This window comes from Nonomuraea sp. NPDC050383 (assembly GCF_044459125.1).
Lineage (GTDB): Bacteria > Actinomycetota > Actinomycetes > Streptosporangiales > Streptosporangiaceae > Nonomuraea.
Map to the genome: position 1 here is coordinate 122718 of NZ_JBITIP010000001.1, position 17751 is coordinate 140468.

16 protein-coding genes are annotated in these 17751 nt (G+C 72.7%); 12 read left to right on the forward strand and 4 right to left on the reverse strand.

Going from position 1 to position 17751, the window contains the following annotated elements; all coding sequences use genetic code 11:
• The first annotated feature begins 16 nt into the window (after nucleotides 1–16).
• From ACIBG4_RS00575 to ACIBG4_RS00600, 6 genes are all read left to right on the forward strand, one after another.
• A complete protein-coding gene (locus tag ACIBG4_RS00575; RefSeq protein WP_397200680.1) occupies nucleotides 17–823 on the forward strand; it encodes a carbohydrate ABC transporter permease in 807 nt (268 codons plus the stop codon).
• Nucleotides 820–2229, forward strand: a complete 1410-nt coding sequence (locus ACIBG4_RS00580; RefSeq protein ID WP_397200026.1) for a GH1 family beta-glucosidase — start codon at nucleotides 820–822, stop codon at nucleotides 2227–2229. The genes ACIBG4_RS00575 and ACIBG4_RS00580 overlap by 4 nt, the downstream gene beginning before the upstream one ends.
• Complete coding sequence (locus tag ACIBG4_RS00585; protein WP_310711975.1) at nucleotides 2210–3208, forward strand: LacI family DNA-binding transcriptional regulator; 999 nt, start codon at nucleotides 2210–2212, stop codon at nucleotides 3206–3208. The genes ACIBG4_RS00580 and ACIBG4_RS00585 overlap by 20 nt, the downstream gene beginning before the upstream one ends.
• Before the next feature lie 18 nt (nucleotides 3209–3226).
• Complete coding sequence (locus tag ACIBG4_RS00590; RefSeq protein WP_397200027.1) at nucleotides 3227–4249, forward strand: phosphotransferase family protein; 1023 nt, start codon at nucleotides 3227–3229, stop codon at nucleotides 4247–4249.
• Between the two features lie 90 nt (nucleotides 4250–4339).
• Nucleotides 4340–5539: an FAD-dependent oxidoreductase gene (locus ACIBG4_RS00595; RefSeq protein ID WP_310711973.1), complete on the forward strand. Its 1200-nt coding sequence runs from the start codon at nucleotides 4340–4342 to the stop codon at nucleotides 5537–5539.
• A 67-nt stretch (nucleotides 5540–5606) separates the two neighbouring features.
• Nucleotides 5607–6944: a class II 3-deoxy-7-phosphoheptulonate synthase gene (locus tag ACIBG4_RS00600; protein ID WP_397200028.1), complete on the forward strand. Its 1338-nt coding sequence runs from the start codon at nucleotides 5607–5609 to the stop codon at nucleotides 6942–6944.
• Between the two features lie 78 nt (nucleotides 6945–7022).
• On the opposite strand, the gene trxA is transcribed toward ACIBG4_RS00600, so the two are convergent.
• Nucleotides 7023–7403: a thioredoxin gene (trxA, locus tag ACIBG4_RS00605; protein WP_310711971.1), complete on the reverse strand. Its 381-nt coding sequence runs from the start codon at nucleotides 7401–7403 to the stop codon at nucleotides 7023–7025.
• Nucleotides 7404–7525: 122 nt separating this feature from the next.
• Nucleotides 7526–9265 carry an ExeM/NucH family extracellular endonuclease gene (locus ACIBG4_RS00610; RefSeq protein ID WP_397200029.1) on the reverse strand — a complete coding sequence of 580 codons (1740 nt, stop codon included), beginning with the start codon at nucleotides 9263–9265 and terminating at the stop codon, nucleotides 7526–7528.
• 106 nt (nucleotides 9266–9371) lie between these two features.
• Between ACIBG4_RS00610 and ACIBG4_RS00615 the strand changes: the two genes are divergently transcribed.
• The 5 genes from ACIBG4_RS00615 to ACIBG4_RS00635 all read left to right on the forward strand — a co-directional run bounded on the left by ACIBG4_RS00615 (nucleotide 9372) and on the right by ACIBG4_RS00635 (nucleotide 13602).
• The gene (locus ACIBG4_RS00615) at nucleotides 9372–10775 is read left to right on the forward strand and encodes a pentapeptide repeat-containing protein (protein ID WP_397200030.1); all 1404 of its coding nucleotides are present in this window, start codon (nucleotides 9372–9374) and stop codon (nucleotides 10773–10775) included.
• 122 nt (nucleotides 10776–10897) lie between these two features.
• On the forward strand, nucleotides 10898–11680 hold the full coding sequence (locus ACIBG4_RS00620) for a class II aldolase/adducin family protein (protein WP_397200031.1): 783 nt from the start codon (nucleotides 10898–10900) through the stop codon (nucleotides 11678–11680).
• 100 nt (nucleotides 11681–11780) lie between these two features.
• Complete coding sequence (locus tag ACIBG4_RS00625) at nucleotides 11781–12029, forward strand: SCO4226 family nickel-binding protein (protein ID WP_310711965.1); 249 nt, start codon at nucleotides 11781–11783, stop codon at nucleotides 12027–12029.
• A 190-nt stretch (nucleotides 12030–12219) separates the two neighbouring features.
• A complete protein-coding gene (locus ACIBG4_RS00630) occupies nucleotides 12220–13089 on the forward strand; it encodes an LLM class F420-dependent oxidoreductase (RefSeq protein WP_397200032.1) in 870 nt (289 codons plus the stop codon).
• A gap of 210 nt (nucleotides 13090–13299) precedes the next feature.
• Nucleotides 13300–13602 (forward strand): hypothetical protein, encoded by a 303-nt coding sequence (locus ACIBG4_RS00635; protein ID WP_397200033.1) that lies wholly within the window; start codon nucleotides 13300–13302, stop codon nucleotides 13600–13602.
• Nucleotides 13603–13619: 17 nt separating this feature from the next.
• Here ACIBG4_RS00635 and ACIBG4_RS00640 read toward each other — a convergent pair whose 3' ends face one another.
• Complete coding sequence (locus ACIBG4_RS00640) at nucleotides 13620–15464, reverse strand: rhamnogalacturonan lyase (RefSeq protein ID WP_397200034.1); 1845 nt, start codon at nucleotides 15462–15464, stop codon at nucleotides 13620–13622.
• Nucleotides 15465–15767: 303 nt separating this feature from the next.
• Here ACIBG4_RS00640 and ACIBG4_RS00645 point away from each other — a divergent pair, with 303 nt between their 5' ends.
• Nucleotides 15768–16631, forward strand: a complete 864-nt coding sequence (locus tag ACIBG4_RS00645; RefSeq protein WP_397200035.1) for a universal stress protein — start codon at nucleotides 15768–15770, stop codon at nucleotides 16629–16631.
• An 88-nt stretch (nucleotides 16632–16719) separates the two neighbouring features.
• On the opposite strand, the gene ACIBG4_RS00650 is transcribed toward ACIBG4_RS00645, so the two are convergent.
• Nucleotides 16720–17676: an AraC family transcriptional regulator gene (locus tag ACIBG4_RS00650; RefSeq protein ID WP_397200036.1), complete on the reverse strand. Its 957-nt coding sequence runs from the start codon at nucleotides 17674–17676 to the stop codon at nucleotides 16720–16722.
• Between the last annotated feature and the right edge of the window lie 75 nt (nucleotides 17677–17751).

Genomic DNA, 17751 nt, shown 5'->3' on the forward strand with positions numbered 1-17751 from the left:
CTGGGACGCGGGCCTCATGACCAAGGTGGTGCTGGGCTTCGCGCTGCTGCTGTCCGCGTTCCCGATCTACTACATGTTCATCATGGCGACGCGCACCAACGACGACGCCGTGGAGACGCCGCCGCCGCTGCTGCCCGGCGGCCACCTCGGCGAGAACGTCCAGCGGCTGCTGTCGACCGAGGACGCCAACTTCATCACCGGCCTGGTCAACTCCGCCATCGTGGCCGTCACCGTGACCGTGTCGGTGGTGCTCATCTCGACGCTGGCCGGCTTCGCGTTCGCCAAGCTCCGCTTCCCCGGCTCCAAGATCCTGCTCGGGCTGATCCTGGTCACCATGATGGTGCCGCTCCAGCAGATGGGCGTGGTGCCGCTGTACGACATGATGGTCAAGCTCGGCTGGACCGGCCAGCTCCAGTCGGTCATCCTGCCGTTCCTCGTCAACGGGTTCGGCGTGTTCATGATGACCCAGTACACCTCCCAGGCGGTCCCCGACGAGCTGGTCGAGGCCGCCCGCGTCGACGGGGCGACCACCCTGGGCATCTACGGCCGGGTCGTCCTGCCCGCGCTGCGGCCCGGGATGGCGGTGCTGGCCCTGCTGGTGTTCATGCAGACCTGGAACGAGTTCATGTGGCCGCTCATCGTGCTGAACCCGGACAACCCGGTGGTTCAGACCTCGATCGCGGCGCTCAACTCCGCCCATGGCACGGACTACGTGATGCTGTTCACCGGCACCGCCGCCTCCGTCCTCCCTCTCTTCGTGGTTTTCGTGCTGTTCGGCCGGCAGATCGTCGGCGGCCTGATGGAAGGTGCGGTCAAGGCGTGACGACTCAAGAGGAGCAGACGAGCTCCGACCTGCGGTTCCCCCCGGGATTCGCGTGGGGGGCGGCCACCTCGGCATACCAGATCGAGGGCGCGGTGACGGCCGACGGCCGCGGCGTCTCCATCTGGGACACCTTCACCAAGCAGCCCGGCCGGGTGGTCGGCGGCCACCACGCGGACGTGGCCATCGACCACTACAACCGGTACAAGGACGACGTCGCCGTCATGGCGGACCTGGGCCTGAGCGCCTACCGGTTCTCCGTGTCGTGGCCGCGCATCCAGCCGGAGGGCTCCGGGCGGTTCAACCACAAGGGCCTCGACTTCTACAAGCGGCTCGCCGACGAGCTGCGCGCGAACGGCATCGACCCGTGGCTGACCCTGTATCACTGGGACCTGCCGCAGGCGCTGGAGGACGCGGGCGGCTGGCCCGACCGGGACACCGCCTACCGCTTCGCCGAGTACGCCCAGTGCGTCCACGACGCGCTCAAGGACCACGTGCACACCTTCAGCACGGTCAACGAGCCGTGGTGCGCCGCCTTCCTCGGCTACGCCTCGGGTGAGCACGCCCCGGGCCGCCGCGAGCCGGCCAACGCCATCCGGGCCGCCCACCACCTCAACCTCGCCCACGGGCTGGCCGTCCAGGCCATGTCGGGCAGCAGGGTCGGCGGCTGCGTCAACCTGTACGCGGTGACGCCGGCCGGCGACAGTGACGCCGACCTGGACGCGGCGCGGCGGATCGACGGGCTGCAGAACCGGTTCTTCCTGGACGCGCTCCTCCTCGGCCGCTACCCCGAGGACGTCCTGGCCGACCTCGGCATGGACACCGGCTTCATCGCCGACGGCGACATGGAGACCATCAAGGCTCCCATCGACCTGCTGCTCGTCAACTACTACAGCCGCTTCACCGTTTCGGGAGCCGGAGGCGGCAAGGCGTCGGCGGCGGCGGCCCCGACCGAGACGGGCTCGCCCTGGGTCGGCAGCGAGCACGTGTCGTTCGTCAACGGCGGGCGGCCGGTCACCGCGATGGGCTGGGAGATCGACGACAGCGGCCTGCTGGAGGTGCTGCAGCGGGTGGCGCGCGACTACCCGGCGATCCCGCTGGTGGTCTCCGAGAACGGCGCCGCGTTCGACGACGTGCTGAAGGACGGCCGCGTCCACGACGCCCAGCGCACGGCGTACCTCGACTGTCACCTGCGCGCCTGCCGTGAGGCGATCGACGCCGGCGTGCCGCTGCAGGGCTATTTCGCCTGGTCGCTCATGGACAACTTCGAGTGGGCGTGGGGGTACGGCAAGCGTTTCGGGCTCGTCCACGTCGACTTCGAGACGCAGGAACGGGTGCTGAAGGACAGCGCGCTCTGGTATTCCCAGATCATCCGGCAGAATAGGCGCCATGAACCGACCGACTCTTGAGGCAGTCGCGGCCCGGGCCGGGGTCGGCCGGGGCACGGTGTCCAGGGTCATCAACGGATCCCCCAACGTCAGCGACAAGGCGCGCGAGGCCGTCCGCCAGGCCATCGACGAGCTGGGCTACGTGCCCAACCGGGCCGCGCGCGCCCTCGTCACCCGGCGCACCGACACGGTCGCCCTGGTGGTGTCGGAGAGCGAGCTGCGGGTCTTCGACGAGCCGTACTTCGCGGGCACGATCCGCGGCATCGGCTCGGCGCTGTCGGAGACGGGGCTCCAGCTCATCCTGGCGATGGCGCAGTCCGACGAGGAGCACGAGCGGCTGGAGCACTACCTGACGGGGCAGCACGTCGACGGCGTGCTGCTCCTGTCGCTGCACGGCGAGGACCCGCTGCCGGCCCGGCTGGAGTCGATGGGCGTGCCCACCGTGCTCGGCGGCCGGCCGGTCGGCCCGGCGCCCTACAGCTACGTCGACATGGACAACCGGGCCGGCGCCCGGCAGGCGGTCAAGCACCTGCTGGGTCTCGGCCGGAAGTCGATCGCCACCATCGCCGGCCCCCAGGACATGGGCGTGGGCGTCGACCGTCTCGCCGGCTACCGCGACGCGCTGCTCAGCTCCGGCATGCCCGAGCTGGTCGCCTACGGCGACTTCTCCGAGGAGAGCGGCGCCGCGGCGACGCGCGAGCTGCTGGAGGCGCATCCGGCGCTCGACGCGGTGTTCGCCGCCTCCGACCTGATGGCGGTGGGCGCGCTGCAGGTGCTGAAGGCCGCGGGCCGGACCATCCCGGGCGACGTGGCGGTGGTCGGCTTCGAGGACTCCAAGGCCGCCACCCACACCGACCCGCCGCTGACCACGGTCCACCAGCCGGCGGAGGCGATGGGCCGGCAGATGGCCCAGCTCCTGGTGGCCCGCATCAACGGCGAGGAGGTCCGCCAGCCGGTGGTCATCCTCGACACCCACCTGGTGCTGCGCCAGTCCGCCTGAGAGCAGGGAACGCCCACGATGGACAGCCGCACGAAACGGCGCCTCTCCCCCGCCGAGCTGGACGACCTGGCCCGGCGGGCCCTCGGCGTCGGCGTCGCCGCCGCGGCGGAGCTGACCGACGGCTACGCCAACGCGGTGTGGCGGCTCACGCTCGACGACGGCCGCGGCGTGGTGCTCAAGGTGGCGCCACCGCCCGAGCTGGAGCAGCTCAGCTACGAGCGCCACCTGCTGCGCATGGAGGCGGCGGTGTGCGAGCTGGCCGCGGCGGCGGGGGTGCCCGTGGCCGCGCTGGTGGCCGCCGGGTTCGACGACCCGGTGCTGGGCGGCGACTACCTGGTGCTGCACGCGCTCGACGGCGTCTCGTGGAACGACGTCCCGCCCTCCAGCGACCCGCTGGTCAGGGGCCTGCTCGACGGAGGCGGGCACGACGCGCTGCGGCGGGAGCTCGGGCGCCACCTGGCCCGGCTCAACGCGGTGACCGGCGAGGTGTTCGGCTATCCGCACGCGGGCATCACCGGGGCCACCTGGCGGGAGGCGTACCTCGCCATGATGGAGGCGCTGCTCGCCGACACCCGGCGCTACCCGACGCCGCTGCCGCTGCCCGCCGCCGAGATCGCGGCCGTGGTCGCCGGCGCCGCGCCCGCGCTGGAGGAGGTGACGACGCCGCACCTGGTCCACTTCGACGTGTGGGCGGGCAACGTGTTCCTCGACCTGACGGGGCGGCCGCGCATCCAGGCCATCATCGACCACGAGCGGGCGTTCTGGGGCGACCCGCTGGCGGAGTTCGTCACGCCCACCCTCTTCGACGAGCTGGACGAGGACGACCCGCTGCTCGCGGGCTACCGCGAGGTCACGCCGCTCGACCTGACGCCCCGCGCCCGGGTGCGGCTCGACCTCTACCGGGCGTACCTGTACCTGATCCTGCTGGTCGAGAACGGGCCGCGGCAGTACCCGGAGGACGAGTACGCCCACATCCGCGGCCTCGCCACGGAGTCGCTCACCCACGTGCTGCGCCGCCTCGCCGGGAGCCCGCCGGCCTGACCGCGCCGTCCCCGGCCGTCCCCGGGCGGCGCGTTCGGACCTCCTCGTACGGGGAAAGATCCAGCGAAACGCCGCACCTGGGGACGGACCATGAGCTGTGTGATCGCGGGCGGCGGCCCGGCGGGCGCGATGCTCGCCCTGCTGCTCGCCCGGGCCGGCGTCGAGGTGACGTTGCTGGAGAAGCACGCCGACTTCCTGCGCGACTTCCGCGGCGACACCATCCACCCCTCCACCCTCCAGGTGCTCGGCGAGATCGGGCTGGCGGAGGAGTTCCTGCGGCTGCCGCACCGCAAGACGTACGAGCTGAGCATCGTCACCGACACCGGGCCGATCCCGCTCGCCAACCTGCGCGGGCTGCCCTGCGCGTACGACTACATCGCGTTCGTCCCCCAGTGGGACTTCCTGTCGCTCGTGACCTCCGCCGCCGCCCGCTACCCGTCGTTCCGGCTGCTGATGAGCGCCGAGGCGCACGGGCTGATCGTGGAGGGCGGCGAGGTGCGCGGGGTGCGCTACCGCGACGCGACGGGCGAGCACGAGCTGCGCGCGGGGCTGACCGTCGCCGCCGACGGGCGGACCTCGGTGCTGCGGCGGGCCGCCGGGCTGGTGCCGAGGGAGTTCGGGGCGCCGATGGACGTGCTGTGGTTCCGGCTGCCGCGCGTGCCCGGCGATCCGGACGAGACGTTCCTGCGGCTCTCGCGCGGCCATCTCATGGTGGTGATCGACCGGGAGACGTACTGGCAGCTCGCGTACGTGATCCCCAAGGGCGGCTACGACGACCTCGTACGGCAGGGCATCGGCGCGCTGCGTGAGCCGGTGGCGCGGCTGGTGCCGTTCCTGGCCGGCCGGGAGACGCTGATCGAGGGCTACGGCGACGTGAGCATGCTCACCGTGGTGCTCAACCGGCTGCGCCGCTGGCACCGGCCCGGGTTCACGGCCATCGGCGACGCGGCGCACGCCATGTCGCCGGTGTTCGGCGTCGGCATCAACCTGGCCGTGCAGGACGCCGTGGCCGCGGCGAACCTGGTGGCCGGGCCGCTGCGCGCGGACGGCCGCGTGCCCGAGGCGACGCTGCGGCGGCTCCAGCGGCGGCGCATGTGGCCGACCCGGGTCACCCAGGCCGCCCAGCGGGTCGTGCAGGACCTGCTGATCGGCCCGGCGCTGCGCAACCGCCTGGGGTCCCCGCCGATCCGGCCGGACGTGACGCGAATCCCCCTGCTCAACCGGGTCCCGCGGCGCTTCATCGGCCTGGGCGTACGGCCCGAGCACGTCGAGGTGCCCGCGTCCCCCTGAAACGACCTTCTCACAACGTGGACATCGGGGTCTGTCTGGCGGGGCAGGTGGAATACCCTCGTATATCGTGAGCGCACAGAGCAATCTCGATTCCTGGAGAGCCCTCCCCGCGGCCCAGCAGCCCGACTGGCCCGACCGCGGCGAGCTCGACAAGGTCGTCGCCGAGCTCGGCGGCCTGCCTCCCCTCGTCTTCGCCGGCGAGTGCGACCTGCTGAAGGACCAGCTGGCCGCCGTGGTGCGCGGCGAGGCGTTCGTGCTGCAGGGCGGCGACTGCGCGGAGACGTTCGCCGGCGCCACCGCCGACAACGTCCGCAACAAGCTCAAGACGCTGCTCCAGATGGCGATCGTGCTCACCTATGCCGGCAAGGTGCCGGTCGTGAAGATCGGGCGCCTGGCCGGGCAGTTCGCCAAGCCGCGCTCCAAGGGCACCGAGACCCGCGACGGCGTGGAGCTGCCCGCCTACCGGGGCGACATGGTCAACGGCTTCGACTTCACGCCCGAGGCCCGCCGGCCCGACCCGTGGCGGCTGCTGAAGGCGTACCACTCCTCCGCCGTGACGCTCAACCTGGCCCGCGCCTTCGCGAAGGGCGGCTACGCCGACCTGCGCCAGGTCCACGCCTGGAACCAGGACTTCGTCGCCGAGTCCCCCGCCGGCCGCCGCTACGAGCAGCTCGCCCGGGAGATCGACCAGGCGCTGGCGTTCATGCGCGCCTGCGGGGCCGACCCGGAGGAGTTCCACACGGTCGAGTTCTTCTCCTCGCACGAGGCGCTGATCCTCGACTACGACCGGGCGCTGACCCGCATCGACTCCCGCACCGGCCTGCCGTACGACGTGTCGGCGCACATGGTGTGGATCGGCGAGCGCACCCGGCAGCTCGACGGCGCCCACGTCGACTTCTTCGCCCGCATCCGCAACCCGATCGGCGTCAAGCTGGGCCCGACGACCACCTCGGCCCAGGCGCTGGAGCTGGTCGAGAAGCTCAACCCGGACAACGAGCCGGGCCGGTTGACGTTCATCACCCGCATGGGCGCCTCCAAGATCCGCGAGCTGCTGCCCAGCCTGGTCAAGGAGGTCACCTCCGCCGGTGCCCAGGTCGCGTGGATCTGCGACCCGATGCACGGCAACACCTTCGAGGCGCCCAGCGGCCACAAGACGCGGCGGCTCGACGCCGTGCTCGACGAGGTGGCGGGCTTCTTCGAGGTGCACCGCGCGCTCGGCACCCACCCGGGCGGCATCCACATCGAGTTCACCGGCGACGACGTGACCGAGTGCGTGGGCGGCGGCCACGAGATCGCCGAGGGCGACCTGGCCACCCGCTACGAGACGGCCTGCGACCCGCGCCTCAACCGCGGCCAGTCCCTCGACCTGGCCTTCCGCGTCGCGGAGCTCTACCGCAGCGCCTGATCCCGCGAGTCCGGGTCCTGGCATGCGAAAGCCCCGCCGTCATGGGCGGGGCTTGCCGGCCGTCCGGCCGGGCCGGGGTCAGCCGTTCCGCTGCTCGGCCCCGTCGAGCTCCTCGCTCAGCTCGGTGCGGATCGCGTCCATGTCGAGCGCGCGGACCTGGCGGATGAGGTCCTCCAGGGCGGGCTCGGGGATGGCGCCCGGCTGGGCGTAGACCACGATGCCGTCGCGGATGGCCATCAGCGTCGGGATCGAGGAGATGTCGAAGCCCTGCGCGAGCGCCTGCTGCGCGTCGGTGTCGATCTTGCCGAAGGTGATGTCGCCGTGCTTGTCCGACGCCTTCTCGAAGATCGGGCCGAACATCTTGCACGGCCCGCACCACTCGGCCCAGAAGTCGAGCAGGACGATCCCCTTGTCGGCGATGTCGTTGAAGTTGGTCTCGGTTACCTCGATGGTCGCCACAAGTGGCTCCTCGCTCGTCGACGAAGCTGTCACCGGATAGAAACCCCTACCCGTCTTCCCTCATTCCAGCACGCGGGCGGGCCCCGCCACGACTCGCGTGGCGGGGCCCGGTTCCGTCCCGCTCAGCCCCTGCCGCCGGGCAGGGTGAGGCCGATCACGACCGGGTCGTGGTCGGAGGAGCGGTAGGCGTCCGGCCGGTAGAGGCCGGCCGGGTTGAACTCGGTGTTGTAGTCCAGGACGCGCGGCTCGTCGGCGTTGATGTGCCAGATCGTGGTGCTGGTGACGCGCTTGAGGAGCTGCCGGCCGGCCAGGGCGTGGTCCAGCTCGCCCGACAGCCCGTCGAACAGGTAGCTGTAGCGCAGCGGCGCCGGCACGAACCGCTTGGTGAGGCTGGTCAGGCCGCCCGCCTCCAGCGTGTCGATCGGGTCCTCCTCGCCGTAGGAGTTGAGGTCGCCGAGCACGAGCGGGTTCGGCAGGTCCTCGACCAGCTGGAGCAGGGCCTGCGCCTGCTTGACGCGGGTGGCGTTCCAGCAGCCCTGTCCGTCGCCCTGGTCGGCGTCGGGGCCGTCGCCGGCCGGGCAGCTGCCCTTGGACTTGAGGTGGTTGACGACCATGGTGAACGGCTGGCCGCCGCCCGGCCGCCGGAACGTCTGGATGAGCGGCGGCCGGCTGAACACCGGGTCCTGCGAGGCGCTCGGCTCGCCGACGGGCTCCAGCTTGGCGGGCTTGTACAGGATGCCGACCTGGATGGCGTCGGTGCCCGGGTACGGGTGGGTCAGCGCCGCGTACGTGCCCGCGCCCACCTCGGCGTTGACGGCGTCCACGAGCGCCTGGAGCGCGCTCTGGCCGTTGTTCTCGACCTCCATGAGGGCGACGGCGTCCGCGTCGATGCCCTTGAGCGCCGCGACCAGCTTGGCGAGCTGCCGCCGCTGCTCCTCGGCGTTCGTCGCGCCGCGGGAGCCGAGGGTGGTGAACCAGTTGAGCGTGTTGAACGAGGCGACCTTGACGTTGCCGACCACCGGGAACGGGCGGGGCAGCCGGGGGTTGGCGTCGTGGTAGGCGACGGGCTTGGTGGGCTGGAGCCGGTAGGCGCCGATGCCGTACCCGAGGACGCCCGTGACGCCGGCGGCCACGTCGCCGGTGCGGACGATGGGCGGCAGCGTGGCGGGGTTCTGCCGGGTGGAGCCGTCGTCGATGAGCAGCGTGCGGCGCGCCTGCTGCGCGGGGTCGACACCGGGGCGGTCGGTCGGCTGGTAGAGCCGGCCGCCGGCGGAGACGGTGACCTCGCCGTAGCGGCCGAGGTTGTAGTGGTCGGTGACGGTGAGCGGCTGCGGGAAGGTGAGCAGCATGTTCTCGACGCTCTCCAGCGCGTCGCCGGGCAGCGTGTACGGCCGGGCGGGCACGGTGCCGCTGCCGCAGACGTCCACGGCCGTCACCGGGGACAGCTCGGTCCAGCCGTTGTACTCGACGGCCTTGCCGGTGACCAGGACCCGGTCACCGGGCTTGACGTCCTTGAGCGTGTCGCGGGCGTAGGCGAACAGGCCCTCGGACGTCGCCGGGTCGGAGTCCGGCCGCGGGTCCTGCAGGAAGAAGCCGCCGAGCTGGTCGGAGCGCTGGAAATCGCCCGTGACGACTCCCTCGACGCGCACGGTCTGCCCGGCGAGCGGGGTGGCGTCGCCGCTGCCCTGGACCTGCGAGATCCGGTGGGTGGCGGCGGTGTCACACGGCGCCGCCGCTGTCTCCGGCGCACCGGTGGGGTCCGGCGTGGTGGGGGACGCCGCGGCGGCCGGAACGGCCAGCAGGGAGGCGGAAAGGGCGGCCGCGGCGAGCGCGGCGAGAGTGGCCCGGGGTAAAACGCGCATGACCGGCACTTTAGAGGGACGACCGCCCACATATGTCTACATAAATGTGGATAGAGCGTTAAATTAGCGAACCTTGACACGCGAGTGCCCGGGGTATGACGACTGCATGGACTGGGTCACCTGCACGCATTCCGCTGCCTGCACGGGCATCGCACGCCGGCCGTACGACCTCTGCCTGGCGCATCTGCCCCCCGACCAGCTCGCCGCCGCGATCGGCGAGATGCACCCCGGCCGCCTGCTCGACCTGCGCGGCACGGTCATCGGCGGCGACCTGCTCGCCCGCGTGATCGAGGCGACGGGCGGGCGGCCGGGACGGACCCGCCTGGACCGGGCCCGGTTCGGCGGCGACGTGCGGCTCACCGGCGTCGTGTTCGCCGGGGACGTGTCGCTCGACGGCGCCGTCTTCGAGCGGCTCGCCTCGTTCTTCGGAGCCCGCTTCGAGGGCAACCTGTCGCTGGCCGACGCCCGGTTCACCCGGGAGCTGTCGATGCACGGCGTGACCGTGCGCGGCCACGTGTCCCTGGACCGGGCGGTCATGGCCCGCGACGCGCTGTTCAGCCAGGCGTCCTTCGGGCGCGGGCTGTCGTGCGAGCGGGCCAGGTTCGACGGGTACGCCACCTTCGACGGGGCCCGGCTCGGCGACGGCGCGACGTTCCGGGGCGCCCGGTTCGGGCGGACGCTGTCGTTCCGCAAGGTCGTCGGGAGCGCCGGGTTCGACGCCGCGCACTTCGCCGCCAACGCCTACCTGTCGGCCACCGGCCGCCTGTCCGCCGCCCGCGCCCGCGCCGACGCCTCGCTCGACGTGTCGGTCACCGGCTGCGGCGTCGATCTGCGGCGCGTCGAGGTCGCCGGGAGCACCACGCTCCGGCTGACCGGCTCGCACGCCGACCTGGAGGGCGCGGTGCTGCGCGGCCAGGCGACGGTGACGGGCCGCGGCGGCGCTTCGATCACCTCGCTGCGGCACGTGGACGCGCGGAGCCTCGCGCTGTACGGGCTGGACCTGTCGGCCTGCCGCTTCGCGGGGCTGGCGCATCCGGCGGGGGTGCGGCTGAAGGACTGCCGCTTCGCGCTCACGGGACGCGGCGTGCGGGTGAGCATGCGACGGCCGATGGTGCGCTGGTTCTCGCGGCGCAGCGTGCTGGCGGACGAACGAGCCTTACGCGGCGGCTCCGGCCTCCTCGACCCCGCCGGCACGGGGCCGGAGCCCCGCGACCCCGGCGACCTGCGGGCCGGCTGGCTCGCCACCCTGTACGCGGAGCTCGGCCGGCGCGCCGACGACCGCGGCCTGTCCCTCGACTTCGCCTTCGCCGCGACGGAGATGCGCCGCCTGGCGGGCCACCGCTGGTGGGAGGCCGCCTCCTGGCCTCTGGTGGCGGCCGGGGCCCGCATGGGCCGGGCGGCCGGCTGGATCGTCCTCCTGACGGCCATCGCGGCGGGCGCCATGCTCCTGTCCACGGCCCAGCACGCCGCCCACAGCTCACCCCATCAGCCCCCGTCCGCCCATCGCTGACACCTCCCCGGGGGAGCCCGGCTCCCCCGGCGTCACCGCCCCGTGAATCACCCGCGTCAGGACGTTGATGCGGACGGGAGCGGGCGGCAGTCTGGACGAGACCCCTGAGTGCTGGAGGCACGATGAACCTGGAACCGGTCCCCACCGACCAGCTGATCTTTCGGCTGCCGCAGAAGTTCGACGACGTGGAGGACGAGCGCCGCCACCGGCAGGAGCGCCTCGTCGCGGCGCTGCGGCTGTTCGGCAGGTTCGGCTTCGAGGAGGGGGTTGCCGGGCACATCACCGCCCGCGACCCCGAGCACCCGGACCACTTCTGGGTCAACCCGTTCGGCATGAGCTTCAGGCACGTCAGGGTGAGCGACCTCATCCTGGTCAACCACCAGGGCCAGGTGGTCCACGGCAGGTACCACGTCAACCAGGCCGCCTTCGCGATCCACGCGATGGTGCATCAGGCCCGTCCGGACGCGGTCGCCGCCGCCCACTCCCACTCGGTGCACGGCAAGGCGCTGTCCTCGCTCGGCCGCCCGCTGGAGCCGCTGACCCAGGACGCCTGCGCCTTCTACGAGGACCACGGCCTGTTCGACGACTACACCGGCGTGGTGGTGGAGACCGAGGAGGGCAGGCGGATCGCGCAGGCGCTGGGCTCGCACAAGGCCGTCATCCTGCGCAACCACGGGCTGCTGACCGTGGGCGACTCGGTGGACGCCGCCGCCTGGTGGTTCATCACGATGGAGCGCTCCTGCCAGGCCCAGCTGCTGGCCATGGCCGCGGGCCCGACCGTGTCCATCGAGCACGACCAGGCCAAGCTCACCCACGGGCAGATCGGCAACGACCTGGTCGGCTGGATCAACTTCCAGCCCCTGTACGACCAGATCGTCCGCTCCGATCCCGACCTGTTCGACTGAACCCCCGGGCCGGCCGCTCGGCGAGCCTTTGGCCCCTTGTTGGGTGTTTAAGGGCTTATGTCCGTCCTAGGCTGGTGGAACACGGCCCTAGGAGGGACCCATGGCCACGTTCATCGACGTTCACCATGGCATGGACGGCATCACCGCCGAGCAGCTCAACGAGGCGCACAGCGCCGACCTCGCCATCCAGGACGAGGAGAAGGTGACCTTCGAGCGGGCCTGGGCCGACCCGGAGGACGGTGTGGTCTACTGCCTGTCGGAGGCGCCCAGCGCCGAGGCCGTCCAGCGCGTCCACGAGCGGGCTGGCCACCCCGCCGACGAGATCCACCCCGTACCCTTCACCGCCTGACGCGGCGGCCGGTCCCGGCCGGGGCCGGCTCCCCGTCGACCCGTCCCCCACGCGAACACGGGCTTCCCGGTCGAGGGTCGTTCGTCCGTGATGAACGGCGGCCTCCCCGGCCGCCGGCGGCTTGCCTTGACACTGGTGACAGGGTTCTACCCTGACGCCGTCAGCCGCCGGGCGAGCCAGAGGAACGACCATGAGATTCGCGATCAGCTACAGCACCGCCCACAGCGGCGTCGACCCCGACGCCATCGCCGCCTTCGCCCGGCACGCCGAGGAGTGCGGTTTCGAGGCGCTGTACGTTCCGGAGCACGTCGCGCTGTACCCCGGGGCGAAGCTCGGGCCGTGGGAGATCCCGCCGACCCTGCCGTTCGCCGACCCGCTGGACACCCTGACCTTCGTCGCGGCCGCGACCAGCCGCATCCTGCTGGGGACGGGCGTGCTGCTGCTGCCGTACCACCATCCCGTGACGCTCGCCAAGCGGCTGGCGACCATCGACCTGCTGTCCCGGGGCCGGATGCGGCTGCTGACCGTGGGCGTCGGCGCGCTGCCGGGCGAGGCCCGGGCGGTCGGGGTGGACTTCGGCACGCGGGGGCGGCGGGCGGACGAGGCGATCGACGTCCTGCGGCTGCTGTGGGAGGGCGGGGAGGAAGGCGTCAGCCACGCCGGGGAGTTCTTCGCGTTCGAGAATCTGTGCAGCTTCCCCAAGCCGTCCGGGGGCGCGGGGCTGCCGATCCACGTCGGCGGGTCGAGCCTGGCGGCGGCCCGCCGGGCCGGGCAGCGCGGCGACGGCTACTTCCCCGGCGGCGCGCTGACCCGCGCCGAGCGGGCCGCCCAGTGGGAGCTCGTCCGGTCGTCCGCCGCGGAGGCCGGCCGCGACCCGGACGCGCTGGAGCAGACCCGATGGGGGACGATCGACATGACCGGCGAACGGGTCGAGGAGCTGGCCGCGCAGGGCGTGACCCGCCTCGTGATCAGCACGTCCGCTCCCGACGTGGACGGGCAGCGGGAGGAGATGTCCGCCTTCGCCCGGCGCTTCTCCCTGACGGCCCCGGCCCTGACGTAGCCGGGCGGCCCGGGCCCTCCGGCACGGGCAGCCCGGTGGCGGTGAGCGGTGGGCCGGTGGGAGATCGTGCGATCTGCCCGAAGTCACGGACAGTTCGTGCTCGTGCGGTTACGGTTCCGGCATGGGCAAAAAGCAGACGCCCGCGACACGCGGCATGACCGCGGGCGCCGGTGGAGAGCGGACCGGCCGGAGCTCCCCCGGGAGGGCGAGGTGACCGGCCCGATGATGTGCCCCGAGTGCGGCGGCCACCGAGGGCACCGGCTCGGCGGCCTGTTCCTCGCCTGCATGCTCTGCCATGGACGCGGCTGGGTGAGCGGCGGGAAGGAGCCCGAGGAGCAGCCCCGGCCCGTCTACGAGCCGCCGCCGGTCTGGGAGGACCCGCGCTGGCTCGACCCGATGGTCGCCGGCGCCTTCCCCTGCCGTTACTGCCTGGGCTGCGGCACGGTGTCGCACGTGAACCGGGACCGCGGCATCCTGGTCACCCTGGCGTGCACGTGCGCGTCACATCCCTGACGACGCCCGTTCCCTTCTCAGCGGACATAGATGGAGGGCCGGGCAGGCGTGGGCATGCCGTCCCCGATGAAGAAGCCGGGATGCGGCGGCTGGTTGTAGGCGGTGTTCTGCCAGGCGATCGCCACCCTGTACTGCGGGTCGTGCATCAGCGTGTAGAGGCGCCGGTCCGTGGGCGTGGTCGTGGCGTACACGCGCAGGGCGCGGTTGTCGCTGGTGGGCCAGACGACCTCCTCCCGCCAGTCGCCGAACAGGTCCGCCGACAGCGACGGGGTGGCCTTGGTGCCGTTGTTGGAGTGCACGCCGGAGGCCGTGAGCAGCCGGGTGTCGCCGCCCGGGCCGTACTTGTCGATCCTGGTCTGGTCGAGCAGCTCCCTGACGGGGTCGCCGTCCCACCAGATGAGGAAGTTCACGGAGGACGGCTCGCGGCCGAGGGCACCGCCGTTGAGGTTGCGCAGGCTCGTGTCGGCGGCCGACCAGAACTCGCCGCCGGGCGAGCCGCTCCAGACGTCGCCCGCCACGCCGCGCCCGTTGTCGCCGGACGCCGGAGTGGACCAGCGGATCTGGCCGGTGCGCGGGTCGATGTACAGCGAGGACGGCTGGGAGCCGCTCTCGCTCACCTTGAAGTACTCGAGGCCCGCCCGGCCCGGCTCGAAGTCGCCCAGGTGCTGCGCGTCGCCGTGGCCCGTGCCCGTGCTCCACAGGCCCGTGCCGTTGTCGTCCACGGCCATCGCCCCGTACACGATCTCGTCGCGGCCGTCGGCGTCGACGTCGCCGACCGACAGGCTGTGGCTGCCCTGGCCCGTCCAGCGTGAGCCGGCCGTGTTCGAGTCGAACGTCCACCGCTTGGTGAGCGTGCCGTTGCGGAAGTCCCAGGCGGCGACGACGGAGCGGGTGTAGTAGCCGCGCGCCATGATGAGCGACGGACGTTCCCCGTCGAGGTACGCGGTGCCGGCCAGGAAGCGGTCCACCCGGTTGCCGTACGAGTCGCCCCACGAGGAGACGGTGCCGCGCGGCGGGTCGTAGGAGACCGTGGACCTGGCCGCGCCGGTCAGCCCGTCGAACATGGTGAGGTACTCGGGCCCCGACAGCACGTAGCCGCTGGAGTTGCGGTGGTCGGCGGACGCGTTGCCGATCACCGCGCCGGCGCCGTCCCGGGTGCCGTCGGCGGTCTTCATCGCCACCTCGGCCCGCCCGTCGCCGTCGTAGTCGTACACCTGGAACTGCGTGTAGTGCGCGCCCGCGCGGATGTTGCGGCCGAGGTCCAGGCGCCACAGCCGCGTGCCGTTCAGCCGGTACGCGTCGACGTACACGTTGCCGGTGTAGCCGGACTGGGAGTTGTCCTTGGCGTTGGACGGGTCCCACTTGAGGACGATCTCGTACTGGCCGTCGCCGTCCATGTCGCCGACGCTGGCGTCGTTGGCGCTGTAGGTGTAGGCGACGCCGTCCGGGGTCGTGCCGCCGGGGGGAGGCTGGATCGGCACGTCGAGGTAGGCGCCCCCGGTGAAGCGCAGCGACGGCGGGGAGGCGGCCTGCTCGACGCCGCCGACGACGGCCCTGACCGTGTACGTGGCGTCGGCGGCGGCCCCGCCGTCGAGGTGGTCGGTGGCGGCGGCGAGGGAGGCGATCCTGGTGGAGCCCCGGTAGAGGTTGAAGGTGACGCCCTCGGGGTCGGTGCCGAGCAGCCGCCACGACACGAGGTTCCCGGACCCGGAGCGGACGCTGACCAGGCCGCGGTCGAGGTCCTCCATCTGCTTGGCGGGTCCGGCCGCCTGCCTCACCGCATGAGCGGGGGCGGGTGGGCCGGTGAGAGCGGCGGCGAGGGCGAGGGCGGCGGCCGTCGTCGCGGTGGTGCGTAACCGCATGTCGTGTCCTTTCCGGCGGACCTCTGGGGCGGTGACCCCCGAGCATGACGGAGCCGGGCGGAAGGCGTAAAACGTTCGCCGTGAAGAGCGGGGTGGCGGAGGCCGGCCGCCTCAAAGGGGTCGCGTCCCAGCAGGGGGAACCCTCGACGGGGCCAGGCGTGAGGCAATGAACGTTTCAAGAGCCCGCCGCACCCTTGCCCACGCGCATGCCTTCGGGGTTGGTTCGTAAGGGCGTGAAACGGCGATACCCATGGCAGGGCTCCGGCGCGACGGGGGGTCGCGGGAGCGTGTGAGGTGACGACCATGACAGAGCCGATCGTCGTCGGGTTCGACGGATCAGACTCCTCGCGGCAGGCCCTCGCCTGGGCGGAGGAGGAGGCGGCCGTCCGTGACGCCCCGCTGAGCGTCCTTCACGCCATGGCGCTCTGGTCGCCCGACGTGCTGCTGGTCCCCGAGCCCGCCGGCTGGGACATCGAGGCGGACAAGGCCGCGCACGAGCAGCTCAGGCAGGTGGCGGCCGAGGTCCGGTCGAGGAGGCCGCGCCTGGAGGTCACCACGCAGGTGGCTTCGGACCGGCCGGAGGACGCGCTGGTCCATGCCGCCGAGGCCGCGCAACTGGTGGTGGTCGGGAACCGGGGCCGTGGCGGGTTCGCCGAGCTGCTGCTCGGCTCCGTGAGCCGGCACGTGGCCTCCCGCGCGCCGGGTCCCGTGGCGGTCGTCCGGGAGAGGCCGACCGGCGAACACGGGGTCATCGTCGTGGGCGTGTCGGGGCAGCCCGGCGAGGAAGCCCTGCTGGAGTACGCCTTCCGCGAGGCGGCGCTGCGGGGGGCCGTCCTGCGCGCCGTCCACGCGTGGACGCACCCCGGCACGGTCGAGCCCTGGACCGTGCAGCCCGTGGTCTTCGACACCGAGGCGGCGGGGCGGGAGGAGGCGCAACGGCTGGCGGAGTTCCTTCTCGGATCGGCCGAGAAGTTCCCGGACGTGGAGCTCGCCGCGCAGGTGGTGCGCGGGCACCCGGCCAAGGCGCTGGCCGGCGCCTCGGCGGAGGCCGACGCCGTGATCGTGGGGGCCGCGCACGGCGCGACGCGCACCCTGCTCGGCCTCGGCGGCACCGCTCACGCGGTCCTGCACCACGCGCGGGCGCCCGTCATCGTGGTCCGCACCTGACCGCCGCACCACACGCTCACGACGTCGCGCCGCTCGCTCGCCGCGCACCACGCGCCGCGGGGCGGGCGAGCGTGGAACGGGCCGCGACTCAGCGACCGGGAGCGGCCTCACGGAGCGAGTCGATGGAGCTCTGGCGGCGGTACCTGCCGGGCGCGATGCCGAACTGGCGCTTGAAGGCGTTGGCGAAGGCGAACTCGGAGCCGTAGCCGACGCGGGCGGCCACCTCACCGAGCGGGGCGTCGCCCGCGCGCAGGAACCCGGCCGCGATGGTCAGGCGCCACCAGGTCAGGTACGTCAGGGGCGGTCTGCCGGCCAGCGTGGTGAAGCGGCGGGAGAAGGCCGCGCGGGACAGGCCGGCCTCGGCGGCGAGGGTCTGGACGGTCCACGGGTGGGCGGGGTCGCGGTGGACGGCCCGCAGGGCGGCACTGACCGCCGGGTCGGTCAGCGCCCTGGCCCAGCCGGCGCCGCTCTCCTGCGCGGGACGCTCCTCGAACCAGGCGCGCAGGATGTAGAGCAGCAGCATGTCGAGCAGGGCGAGCACGACGGTGTCCGCGCCGAGGCGGGGGTCGCCGACCTCGTTGCCGAGCAGGTCGACGGCCGCGCGCAGCTCGGGATGGCGGCCCGGCCGGGCGGGCAGGTGGATCATCTCGGGCAGGTCGCGCAGCAGAGGGTGGGCGTGGCGGGGATCGAGCCGGTAACCGCCGCACAGGGTCACGGTGAGGGGCCCGTCGTGCCCGGCGGAGTCGGAGACGAACAGGCCGGCGTCCTCCAGCGGGTCGCACGCGGGCTCGGCGAGCGGCGTCGACGGGCTGTCCGCGAGGCCGTACCCGTGGCCGTGGGGGAAGAACACCACATCGCCGGCCCCGAGCACGAGGGGGTCGCCGGAGGGCGGGACAAGCCGGCAGGAGCCCTGCAGGATCACCTGGAACCCCGCCGATCCCGGCACCGCGGGGAAACGCTGTCCCCACGGGGCCCGCCAGGCGACGCGCGCCGAGCGGGGCCGCCCGGAGCGCATGATCGCGATCGCGTCGCTGAGGACGTCCACCCGGAGAAGCTAACACAAGACGACCACGCATAAAACGGAGACATTCCAGCATTGGTCATCCCGCCCCCTCCCCCT

Excerpts from the sequence above, each read along its gene's own strand:
- ACIBG4_RS00610 (WP_397200029.1), bottom strand. The coding sequence starts at position 9,265 with ATGCGCGTTTTACCCCGGGCCACTCTCGCCGCGCTCGCCGCGGCCGCC.
- ACIBG4_RS00575 (WP_397200680.1), top strand. The coding sequence starts at position 17 with ATGACCAAGGTGGTGCTGGGCTTCGCGCTGCTGCTGTCCGCGTTCCCG.
- ACIBG4_RS00585 (WP_310711975.1), top strand. The coding sequence starts at position 2,210 with ATGAACCGACCGACTCTTGAGGCAGTCGCGGCCCGGGCCGGGGTCGGC.
- ACIBG4_RS00615 (WP_397200030.1), top strand. The coding sequence starts at position 9,372 with ATGGACTGGGTCACCTGCACGCATTCCGCTGCCTGCACGGGCATCGCA.
- ACIBG4_RS00645 (WP_397200035.1), top strand. The coding sequence starts at position 15,768 with ATGACAGAGCCGATCGTCGTCGGGTTCGACGGATCAGACTCCTCGCGG.
- ACIBG4_RS00595 (WP_310711973.1), top strand. The coding sequence starts at position 4,340 with ATGAGCTGTGTGATCGCGGGCGGCGGCCCGGCGGGCGCGATGCTCGCC.
- ACIBG4_RS00590 (WP_397200027.1), top strand. The coding sequence starts at position 3,227 with ATGGACAGCCGCACGAAACGGCGCCTCTCCCCCGCCGAGCTGGACGAC.
- ACIBG4_RS00640 (WP_397200034.1), bottom strand. The coding sequence starts at position 15,464 with ATGCGGTTACGCACCACCGCGACGACGGCCGCCGCCCTCGCCCTCGCC.
- ACIBG4_RS00630 (WP_397200032.1), top strand. The coding sequence starts at position 12,220 with ATGAGATTCGCGATCAGCTACAGCACCGCCCACAGCGGCGTCGACCCC.
- ACIBG4_RS00625 (WP_310711965.1), top strand. The coding sequence starts at position 11,781 with ATGGCCACGTTCATCGACGTTCACCATGGCATGGACGGCATCACCGCC.
- ACIBG4_RS00620 (WP_397200031.1), top strand. The coding sequence starts at position 10,898 with ATGAACCTGGAACCGGTCCCCACCGACCAGCTGATCTTTCGGCTGCCG.